At 72.7% G+C, this 10,064-nt stretch carries 8 protein-coding genes and 1 pseudogene; 4 read left to right on the top strand and 5 right to left on the bottom strand.

The window, feature by feature from the left end; genetic code table 11:
• Positions 1–35: 35 nt before the first annotated feature.
• Both FREUN1FDRAFT_RS24265 and FREUN1FDRAFT_RS24270 read left to right on the top strand, forming a co-directional pair.
• Complete coding sequence (locus FREUN1FDRAFT_RS24265) at positions 36–1,448, top strand: UDP-glucose/GDP-mannose dehydrogenase family protein (RefSeq protein WP_006542872.1); 1,413 nt, start codon at positions 36–38, stop codon at positions 1,446–1,448.
• Positions 1,445–2,389 (top strand): polysaccharide lyase, encoded by a 945-nt coding sequence (locus FREUN1FDRAFT_RS24270; protein ID WP_006542873.1) that lies wholly within the window; start codon positions 1,445–1,447, stop codon positions 2,387–2,389. Before FREUN1FDRAFT_RS24265 ends, FREUN1FDRAFT_RS24270 begins: the two co-directional genes overlap by 4 nt.
• 46 nt (positions 2,390–2,435) lie before the next feature.
• Here the strand turns inward: FREUN1FDRAFT_RS24270 and FREUN1FDRAFT_RS24275 are convergent, their stop codons facing one another.
• The 4 genes from FREUN1FDRAFT_RS24275 to FREUN1FDRAFT_RS24290 form a co-directional block, all read right to left on the bottom strand.
• Entirely contained in the window at positions 2,436–5,639 is a 3,204-nt protein-coding gene (locus tag FREUN1FDRAFT_RS24275; RefSeq protein ID WP_006542874.1) for an adenylate/guanylate cyclase domain-containing protein, read from the bottom strand.
• A gap of 104 nt (positions 5,640–5,743) precedes the next feature.
• Complete coding sequence (locus FREUN1FDRAFT_RS24280; RefSeq protein ID WP_006542875.1) at positions 5,744–6,469, bottom strand: ABC transporter permease; 726 nt, start codon at positions 6,467–6,469, stop codon at positions 5,744–5,746.
• Positions 6,466–7,401, bottom strand: a complete 936-nt coding sequence (locus FREUN1FDRAFT_RS24285) for an ABC transporter ATP-binding protein (protein WP_006542876.1) — start codon at positions 7,399–7,401, stop codon at positions 6,466–6,468. Before FREUN1FDRAFT_RS24285 ends, FREUN1FDRAFT_RS24280 begins: the two co-directional genes overlap by 4 nt.
• Before the next feature lie 52 nt (positions 7,402–7,453).
• Positions 7,454–7,909: a MarR family winged helix-turn-helix transcriptional regulator gene (locus FREUN1FDRAFT_RS24290; RefSeq protein WP_006542877.1), complete on the bottom strand. Its 456-nt coding sequence runs from the start codon at positions 7,907–7,909 to the stop codon at positions 7,454–7,456.
• 149 nt (positions 7,910–8,058) lie between these two features.
• On the opposite strand from FREUN1FDRAFT_RS24290, the gene FREUN1FDRAFT_RS24295 reads away from it, so the two are divergent.
• A complete protein-coding gene (locus tag FREUN1FDRAFT_RS24295) occupies positions 8,059–8,685 on the top strand; it encodes a nitroreductase (protein ID WP_006542878.1) in 627 nt (208 codons plus the stop codon).
• Positions 8,686–8,960: 275 nt separating this feature from the next.
• Entirely contained in the window at positions 8,961–9,578 is a 618-nt protein-coding gene (locus tag FREUN1FDRAFT_RS24300) for a hypothetical protein (RefSeq protein WP_006542879.1), read from the top strand.
• A 27-nt stretch (positions 9,579–9,605) separates the two neighbouring features.
• Here FREUN1FDRAFT_RS24300 and FREUN1FDRAFT_RS24305 read toward each other — a convergent pair.
• Positions 9,606–10,064, bottom strand: a pseudogene (locus tag FREUN1FDRAFT_RS24305) (DUF3376 domain-containing protein); the annotation flags it as partial.

Below are 10,064 nucleotides of genomic sequence, written 5' to 3' on the forward strand. Positions count from 1 at the left end.
CGGCCTGACGGCAGAAGCTAGGTGGGGGGAACACCATGGGTACCGATACGGCGGGCACCGGGCCGGTGACTGCACCACTTCGGATCAGCGTCATTGGCACCGGGTACCTGGGCGCCACGCACGCGATCTGCATGAGCGAGCTCGGTTTCGACGTCGTGGGTGTCGACGTCGATCCCGACAAGGCGCGCCGGCTGTCCGACGGCGAGGTGCCCTTCTTCGAGCCCGGTCTGGAAGCGCTGCTGCGCAAGAACCTGGAGACCGGCCGGTTGGCGTTCACCACGTCGTTCGCCGACGCGGCCGACGCCGACGTGCACTTCCTGTGCGTGGGCACCCCGCAGCGTCCGGACTCGGGCGCCGCGGACATGACCTACGTGGACGGTGCGGTCGAGGCGCTGCTCGCCGCCGGGCCGAAGGCCGGCTCCCTGCTGGTGGGCAAGTCGACGGTCCCGGCCGGCACGGCGGTGCGCCTCGCCGGCTGGCTGGCCCGTGAGGCCCCCGAGGTCGACCTCGCGTGGAACCCGGAGTTCCTGCGGGAGGGTTTCGCGGTCGAGGACACGCTGCGCCCGGACCGCCTGGTCTTCGGCCTGCCCGCCGACGACGAGTGGTATGGCGTGGCGGACCGCACCGACCTCGGGGTCCAGACCGGGCGCCGGGAGCGGGTGGAGGCCACGCTGCGGGCGGTCTACGCGACCGCGCTGGCCGCGGGCACGCCCGCCGTCGTCGCCGACTTCGCCACGGCGGAGCTGGTGAAGGTCGCCGCGAACGCCTTCCTTGCCACGAAGATCTCCTTCATCAACGCGATGTCCGAGGTCTGCGAGGTCGCCGGTGCCGACGTGAAGACCCTCGCCTCGGCCCTGTCGTACGACACCCGGATCGGCGGGCGTTTCCTCGGCGCCGGCCTCGGCTTCGGCGGCGGCTGCCTGCCCAAGGACATCCGCGCGTTCCAGGCCCGGGCCGCGGAGATCGGCGCCGGTGACGCGCTGCGCTTCCTGGACGAGGTCGACACCGTCAACCTGCGTCGCCGCACGCGGACGGTGGAGCTCGCCATCCATCTGCTCGGTGGTGGCGCGGCCGGGCGGCGGGTCGCCGTGCTCGGCGCCGCGTTCAAGCCCAACAGCGACGACATCCGCGACTCGCCAGCGCTCGACGTGGCCGACACGCTGCGTCGTTCCGGCGCCCGGGTGACGGTCTACGACCCGGCCGCCATGGTGAACGCCGCCCGCAAGTTCCCCGACCTGCGTTACGCCGCCGGGGTCTCGGAGGCCGTCGCCGACGCCGACATCGTCCTGCACCTGACCGAGTGGGCGGACTTCCGGGAGATCGAGCCGTCGTTGCTGACCTCGCTCGTGCGCCGGCCGGTGATCATCGATGGCCGTAACACCCTCGAGCCGCAGCGGTGGCGCGACGCGGGCTGGATCTACCACGCGCTCGGCCGTCCGAACGTATGAGCAGCGGCGGGTCGAGGCGGGCGCTGCTCGCCTCGACCGTCGGCTCGCTGGCCCTGGCGGCCGCCACCGGATGCGGGATCTTCCCGGCTGATCGGCGCTTCGACCCGGCGAGTGAGGTGCTTCCGCCCGACGCCACCACGAGCCCCGCCGTGACCGCGACACCCGTGGCGGCGCGGCGGCGGACCCTCGCCGACCCGGCGGCGTCGCGCGAGTTCTTCGGCAAGGCGCTGGTCCCCACCGACCGGATGACCTTCGGGCTGGACCGTGCCGAGATCATGCGCTCGGACGACCCCCGCTTCCCGTCGTTCCTGCGTGTCTCGCTCCCGGTGGACGCCGCGAACCCGGAGGACCGGCGCATCTACCGCGACGGGACGACCTACGGCGGGACGCAGCTGTTCGTCGACCACACGCTGCGGTCGCCTTACGAGCTGTACCTGCGCTACTACCTCCGGTTTCCGGAGGCGTTCGACTTCGGCAAGGGCGGCCGGCTGCCCGGGTTCTTCGGCACCATCGTGAAGAACCGTGAGCGCACCGAGACCCTGCGCAGCGGGCTGGCGACGCGATTCGCCTGGCGGGAGGGCGGCGCGGGCCTGGTCTACGCGAACACCGCCCGCCCGGACCATCCGTTGAACGTGATCGGGAAGGCCTCCTGGTACTGGCCGACCGGCCGGTGGGTGTGCGTCGAACAGGGGGTGAAGCTCAACTTCGAGGGCTTCGCCGACGGGGTGATCCTGATGTGGCTGGACGGTGCGCTGGCCCACAAGGAGAAGTTCAATCCGCGGATCTCGAACGATCTGCGGATCGGTGGGGTCCTCATGCAGGCGACCTTCGGTGACGGCGGTTCGGCGTTCGCGCCGACCGCACCTGCGACGATCGATCTGGCCGGCTTCACCTACGGCACCGCCCGGCTCAACCCACTGCCCCGGCCGGAGAAGACCTAGCCGAGGTGCTGTTCAGCCGAGGTGCTGCGCTAACTGAGGTGCTGCGCTAACCGAGGTGCTCGGCGTTGAGGCGTTCGAACAGCCGCCGGCCCATCGTCGCGGCGGCGCGGTTCCCCCGGCGGAGGAAGCGTGCCGCGGCGGCCTCCAGGCTTTCCGCGGCGTCCTCCTTGCGCCCGGCGCGGTAAAGGACCTCGGCGCGGGCCAGCAGGGCGGTGCCCTGCCCGTCGATGTCGTCGGTGCGGCTGGCGAGATCGCAGGCCGTGTCGGCGAACCGCAGGGCCTCGGCGTCCCGGCCGGAGATCGCCAGGAGCCGGGCGTGCACCGAGCACCAGCCGGCCTGGGCCGGTAGTTGGTCACCCGCGGCGGCGTCCCGGCAGCGGTTCACGTACTTGGTCGCCTCCTCCAGCTTGCCCAGCCGGACCAGGACGTCGGCGAGCAGGGCGGCCCGGGTCGCCAGATGCGCGCGCTCGCCCATCCGCGACAACTGGCGGCAGCTGCGGCGGAGCTCGCGCTCGGCGATCTCCGGCTCGTCGGCGAGCAGCGCGACCCGGGCGACGACGAAACCGCTGTGGAACGGGTCCGTCCGGGCGCCGCGGATGTCCCCGATCAGCTCGTCGGCGTCCTTGAGGTGGGTGCGGGCGGCCTCCATGTCGCCGGACATGGCGTTGAGCAGCGCGAGCTGGGCGAGAACCGCCCGGCGCAGGCCGCGGTCGTCACCGGCCGCCTCCAGCATCGCGGTGGCCTTCACGATCGAGAAGGGCACCGGGCTCGGCACGAGGCTCAGCAACAGGACGAGCTCGCGGCGCAACGAGTGCGCGGCCCTCGGCACCCCGGACTCCTCGGCATGCCGCACCGCGTTCTCCAGGGCCTTCTCGGCGGCGGCGAACTGCCCGGCGGCGCCGTACGCGGCACTCTGGCTGCGGCAGGCGAGCGCCGCCCCGACGTCGTCGCCGTCGCGGACGAAGGAGGCGAGTGCCGCTGTGGCCTCGGTGAGGGTGCTCGCCACCAGGCCCTCCGGATCGGTGGCGAACAGCACCCGCAGGTGCGCGAGCCGGGCGTGGGCGCGTAGCCCGTCCTCGCCGGCGCGCCGGGCCCGCTCACTGACCTGGCGCAGGATGCGCTCGGCATCGGAGAGCCGGCCGAACGAGTACAGCGCCCAGCCGAGGTCGATCTCCGCGCGCAGCCGCAGCGGGTCGGTCTCAGGAAGGAGCGTGATCGCGCGCTTCAGCAGTTGCGCGGCGCCTGTCTCGTCACCCTGGCGAACCCGGTCGGCCGCCTCGATCAGGCAGGTGGCGGCGGACCGGCCGAGCTCCACCATCTCGCTGTCGCGCTGGCCGAGCTCCACCCGGTAGCGGTACGCCTGCTCCAGGTGGTAGCCGACCAGCTCGTCGTGCTCACCCGGGCCGCCGACCATCCGGGCCTGCAGCCAGCCGGCGAACCGCTGGTGCAGGTCGGCGCGCTGGCGCTTGGACGTCGTCTGGTACGCGCAGTCACGCAGCAGGACGTGCAGGAACCGGTAGGCCTCCACCCCCGGCAGGTCCGAGCGGTCGGGGTGCACCAGCTCCTTGCGGACGAGTGACAGGCAGTGATCCAGGACGTATGGCCGCTCCGCCGGGTCGGAGAGCTCCACCACGGCGTCCAGGTAGAAGCGCTCGCCGACGACCGCGGCCCGTTCGAGGACCTGGCGCTCCGGTGGGTCGAGGCGGTCGAGACGGGCGGCGAGCAGTGCTGAGATGGTCGGCGGCACGGTGACGCCGCGCAGGTTGCCGGCGGCGATCCACCGGTTGCCCTCCCGGCGCAGCAGGCCGTCGTCGACGAGCGCGGCGACCATCTGCTCGACGAACAGCGGGTTGCCCGCCGCCGAGGTGGTGATCCGGGAGACCAGGGCCGGATCCAGGTCGTCCGAACCCATCAGGGTACGGATCAGCCGGTGGCAGCGGTCCTCCGTGAGCGGTGCCAGCAGCATCGAGGTGGCGTTGAGCTTGCCGCCGCCCCACTGGCGCCGGTCCTCCAGCAGCTCGGGCCGGGACAGGCACAGCAGCAGGATGGGAGCGTCGCGGGACCAGTCGGCGACGTGCTCGATCAGATCCAGCAGGGTCGGCTCGGCCCAGTGGACGTCGTCGAAGCACAGCACCAGCGGCCGCTGCTCGGCCAGCGCCTGGAAGAAGGTGCGGACCGCCCAGAAGCTCTCCTGGGTGCCCAGCTCCGCGCCACCCAGCCCGACCAGTGGGGCGAGTGCGTCCACCACCTCGGCGGCCTGCGGGACGCCGGTGAGCAGCCTCTTGAGGCGCAGGCGGCCGTCCGGCGCGCTCTCGTCGGCGGACATGCCGGTGGCCTGGCGCACCATCTCCATCAGTGGCCAGTAGGCGATGCCCTCGCCGTAGGACAGGCAACGGCCGGAGAGCACGGTCGCCCGGCTGGTGATGGACTGGCAGAACTCGCCGACCATCCGGGACTTGCCGATGCCGGCTGGCCCCAGCACGGTGAACAGGTGGCAGGTCCGCTCCTCCACGACCGCCTCGAAGGCGTCCTGGAGCCGGCGGCGTTCGCGGTTGCGGCCGATCACCGGCGCCGCGAACCCCTGCACGGGCTCCCGCAGGCCGGGGCCCGCCGTCGGGTTGCGTAGCCCGAGCAGCCGGTGCGCCCGCACGGGTTCCCGCTTGCCCTGCACCACCAGCGGCCCGACCGGGCTGACCGTGACACTGTGGCGGACGAACCGGTAGGTGCTGTCGCCGATGAAGATCTCGTCCGGCGGGGCGGCCTCCTCCAGCCGGGAGGCCACGTTGACCGGGTCACCCGTCGCACCGCCGCCGGCGACGGTCACCTCGCCGGTGTTGATGCCGATCCGCACCCGCAGCCGAAGGCCCAGATCACGATGGAACTCGGCGTTGAGCTCCTCCATAGCGGTGCGGATGTCCAGCGCGGCCCGGACGGCGCGCAACGCGTCGTCCTCGTGCAGCACCGGGATGCCGAAGACGGCGAACACCGCGTCCCCGATGAACTTCTCGACAGATCCGCCGTGGGCGTAGATGACCTCGCGGACGGTGGTGAAGAACCGCCACATGACCTGCTGCAGCTGTTCGGAGTCGATCTTCTCGCCCATGTCCGTCGACCCGGTGATGTCGACGAACATGATTGTGACGATCTTGCGTGCGCCGCTGCCGGCGACGGGCAGCGGATTCCCGCACTCGGAGCAGAAGCGCGCTCGATCGGGGTTCCCCTGCTCCCCGCATGTCGGGCACAGCGCCATGTGCGGGATCGTAGGCCGATCGTGGTGCCGAGCGGAAAGGGATGCGGAGACGCGCCGTGCCGGCAGTGACCTATGCCACATCACGGAATCGGGCGGGGGGCTGTTCAGGATGGCAGATCCCGTCGCAGTGAGGCGCTCGCGACGGCGGTCAGGATGACGGCCCACGCGATCGCGGCGGACAGGGAGGTGGCGTTCGTCTCGGTGGTGGGCCAGAGCAGAACACCCGATGGTGCCGTGACCGGACCGTGGAAGCGGCCCCCGTCGGACACGGCCTCGACCAGGCCGCACACGGCGATGGTCGCGGCGGCGAGGCCGAGGCTGCGGGTGATGGCACCCAGCGCCGCGCCGGTGATTCCTGTCGCGCACACGACGACGACCACGATGAGATACGCCGACAGCACCTCGGCCGGACGGTCCGCGCGCATCGCGGCCACACCGTGCCGGCTGGCGCCGCGTAGCCACCAGGCCGTGAAGACAGCGGTGGTGAGGAGCGCTCCGATCAGGGCCACGACCGTGACCTGGGCGACCAGCACTCGCACCCGGCCGGGGGTGATGAGCCAGGAGTGGGTGACCGTGCGGAACCGGAACTCGCTGGAGGTCAGGACCACACCGAAGAACATCATCGCGTAGGCGAGCAGCCAGCCGGAGCGGGAGCGCAGGCCGTTCCACTCGAGCGCCGGCTCCGCCTGGGCGCCCCACAGCAGCAGTGGCAGGGCGTGGACGGCGAGGACCGCCATGAGCCCGACGAGCTGCCACCGGCCAGTAAGGATCTTGAGAAGCTCGGCGGCCACCAGGTGCTGCCGCGTTTTCGTGGTGCCACCGGCTCTCATGCGGCGCCACCGGCTGCCCGACCGGTCAGCTCGAAGAAGGCCCGCTCAAGGTCCGGCCCGGTGGTGTGCAGCTCGACCAGGGGGATTCCATGCAGCGCGCACAGCTGCCCCACCCGCTCGGCCCAGCCGTACGGCAGCCGCAGCGAGTCATGACCGGTGCGCACGGCACCCGCGCCGCCGAGCAGCTCGGCGAGCTGGTCCGCCTGCGGCGTGCGGACCTCGACTCGGCCCGCGCCCACCGCGGCGGCCTCCGCGGCCAGCACCACCCGGCCCCGTTCGATGATCACGACATGGTCGACCGTCTGTGCGACCTCGGCCAGCACATGGCTGGACACCAGCGCGCTGCGCCCCTGCGCGGCCCAGCCCCGCAGAAAGCGCCGCAGCCAGCGGATTCCCTCCGGGTCGAGGCCGTTCGCGGGCTCGTCGAGGACGAGCAGCTCGGGATCGCCGAGCAGGGCGCACGCGATGGCGAGGCGCCCGCGCATGCCCAGCGAGTAGGTGCCCACCGGCCGATCCGCCGCCGCGGTGAGCTCGACCGTGCCGAGCACCTCGTCGACGGCGTGCCGGCGGCTCCGGCGCGGCAGGCCGAGCGCGAGCGCCAGGCAGCGCAGATGATCCAGCCCGGTGCGGGCGGGGTGAGCGGTCGGTTCCAGCACGGCGCCCACTGTCCTCGCCGGGTCCGACATTTCCCGGTAGGGGCGACCATGGATCAGTGCGCTTCCGCTGGTGGGCGCGACCAGACCGAGCAGGATGCGCAGGGTCGTGGTCTTGCCCGACCCGTTCGCGCCGAGGAAACCCGTCACCGCCCCCGCGGGGACGGTGAACGAGACGTCCTGCAGGGCCGCCACCCGCCCGTACCGCTTGGTGAGGCCGCGCACATCGACGATCGCGGCAGCGGTGTCGCGGCCGGATCGGGTGCGCTCACCCACCACGGCGGAGCTGGATACGGTGGCCTCCTCGGTCGGAACGGCCCCTGTGATCGTCTCACGGTAACGGTCGTGTGTTACCAGCGGACGCGTTGTCGAGCAGGAGCCGGAGCAAACGGCCCAGAGTGGCCCGTTCGTCCGCGGACAGCGCGCCGGTGAAGTGCTCGACGGCACCCGCGGCGTGCGTCTGCGCGCGGTCGAGCGTGGCGCGGCCCAGCGGCGTCAGCTCCAGCAGGATCGCCCGCCGGTCGGTGGGATCCACCCGGCGGCACACCAGGCCGTCGGCCTCCAGCCCGTCGACGGTCTCGGTCATCGTCCGCGGCGCGACGGCGACGGCCTGGGCCAGGTCGCGAGGTCGGACGGGCCCCCGATCCGCGACGAGGCGCAGCACCTTCAGGCGGGCGAGCGTGAGGCCGGCGCCCGTGCGCAGGGCCTCGTTGACCGCGCGCCTGACCTGATGGCCCACAGCGAGGACGAGGTCGATGACCGGGTCGCCGGTGTCAGGTGGGGGCATCGCCCGAAGTCCGCCTTTCGCAGTGATCTGTGGAGCAAGGGACTCTTGCGAGGCATGAAGCATGGAGCCTGCCCTATTATGAGGGCACCTCATTGAAATGGGAAGCGCGAGCCTCGCCAGTGCTCGGATCCCGAGTCGAACGGAGCAACGTGGACGCCCTGACCTGCCTGATGACCCGCCGCACGGCCACCCGCCTGGTCGAGCCGGGCCCGACCACCGAACAGCTCGCGGTCATGCTTGCGGCCGCGACCACCGCACCCGATCACAAGACGCTGCGCCCATGGCGGTTCGTGGTGGTGCGTGGCGAGGCGCGCGCCGCGCTGGCCGACGCGATCCGCCAGGCGGCCGAGGCCGTCGGTGATCTGGCCGAGCCGGTGATTCGCAAGGCTGCCGGCAAGGCGACCCGTTCGCCGGCCCTCATCGCCGTGATCGCCTCACGGGTGCCGGGCGCCCGGGTACCCCGCGCCGAACAGGACGCTTCCGCCGCGGCCGCGGCGCAGAACATCTGCCTCGCCGCCCACGCCCAGGGTGTCGCGTCGGCGTGGAAGTCCGTGCCGCTGCCCGAAAGCGACCAGGTCCGCGCCGTTTTCGGCCTGATCGGCAGCGAGGAGCTGATGGGCTGGATCGAACTCGGCACGCTGTCCGACGCCGTCCCGATCCCGCCGCGTGAGCCGGCGGATCTGGCCGCGTTCACCACCGAGCTCACCGCGACCGGTGAGCTCGCCGTGATGGAGCTGGCGGGCACCACCGTAGCGGTGCCCGCGCAGACCCACTGACCGCGCCAGTGCCCCCGCCGGACGTCCACGGACCGCATCGGGCCTGATGGTGGCGATGGGCGTGTCGCGGGGTAGAGAGACACCTGCGGACGGCGTTCTCGCGCTGTCGCGGAGCCATCGACCAGCGCCGGAGGAGGCAGTGAGGACGACAGCCCGGCACCGGCCGGGGCCGGTCCGTTTGGGTACTGGTCCCGGAAAGTAGTGACATCCGGCGCCTGGAGCTACCTAAGCTGGATCTGAGGCCGAGAGCCAGGGCCTGCGAGGGGAGTGGCGCGGTGACCAGCACTCGCCCGTCCGGTAGGGCCTGTCATGCCGTGATCGTCGGCGTGCTGTTCGCGGGGGCGCTGGTGGGGTGCGCGCAGTCGGGCGCCGACACCTCGAGCACGGGCGCCCGTCCGGCCGCCGCGGCCGCCGCCGCTGGCCCGTCGCCGACGGCGCCGGCGTCAACGCGTGCTCCGACCGGCACGACCGGCGGGACTGGCGGGACCGGCGGGACCGGGGCGGGCTCGGCGGCCACGCCCGGAGCCGCCGCCACCGGGCCGGCCGCCGCGTCGACGGGGCTGCCCGTCTCCGGTCTGCCTTCGGTGGCCCCGTCCCCGGTCTTTCTGGGCGAGGCGTGCATCCCGGATCTCGATGTCGAGCCCGCGGTGGCCGTCAACGGCCTGCTCCTGTACTGCGTTCCGGCACCGGAGCCGAAGGTCGCGGGGGCACAGGTGGGCGGTGCCGGCCGTTGGTCCCCCGAGACGCCCTCGCAGTCGGCGCAGGCCGGGCCCCAGCCCGGCAGCGAGTGCGACCCCGACGACGTCGGGAAGATCGTCCAGGGTGCGGGCGGCCGGCCGGTGTCCTGCCTGCGCGAGTCCGACGGCGGAATGCGCTGGGCGGACGTCTCCTGAGGGACGTCTCCTGACCGGCGCCCGTGTTCAGGTCCTGCGCCGGCCGCCCGCGACCGTGCGCCAGCTCGTCAGGCCGACCAGCACCAGCCCCGCAGCGGTGAGCAGCAGCCCGAGCCCGCCGACCGCGCCACCCTGGGTGAAGGCGACCGCCAGACCACCGACGAGCATGATCACCCCCAGGCCTGTGGTCACCCGGTGCCGGTGGCGGGCGGCGTCGTCGACAGCGGCATAGAGCAGCCGGGTGACGGTGCGCACCACGAAGGCGGCCGGGCGGAAGGGCCACGGCAGCGCGTGCAACGACGCCAGCCATGCGGTCAGCACGGCCAGGGTCTGGGCGACCAGGGAGACGAGAATCCGGCTGTTCGGCCGGTCGGTCAGCCGTTCGTCCGCGACGTGGCAGAGCCGCAGTACCCGGTCGGTGTCGGCGGGATCCACCCGGTCGGCAGCCGGTTCCGCGGCGCCGGCGGCACCGGCGGCGCCGGCGGC

Source organism: Parafrankia sp. EUN1f (genome assembly GCF_000177675.1).
GTDB lineage: Bacteria > Actinomycetota > Actinomycetes > Frankiales > Frankiaceae > Parafrankia.

Excerpts from the sequence above, each read along its gene's own strand:
- FREUN1FDRAFT_RS24265 (WP_006542872.1), top strand. The coding sequence starts at position 36 with ATGGGTACCGATACGGCGGGCACCGGGCCGGTGACTGCACCACTTCGG.
- FREUN1FDRAFT_RS24270 (WP_006542873.1), top strand. The coding sequence starts at position 1,445 with ATGAGCAGCGGCGGGTCGAGGCGGGCGCTGCTCGCCTCGACCGTCGGC.
- FREUN1FDRAFT_RS24275 (WP_006542874.1), bottom strand. The coding sequence starts at position 5,639 with ATGGCGCTGTGCCCGACATGCGGGGAGCAGGGGAACCCCGATCGAGCG.
- FREUN1FDRAFT_RS24280 (WP_006542875.1), bottom strand. The coding sequence starts at position 6,469 with ATGAGAGCCGGTGGCACCACGAAAACGCGGCAGCACCTGGTGGCCGCC.
- FREUN1FDRAFT_RS24290 (WP_006542877.1), bottom strand. The coding sequence starts at position 7,909 with ATGCCCCCACCTGACACCGGCGACCCGGTCATCGACCTCGTCCTCGCT.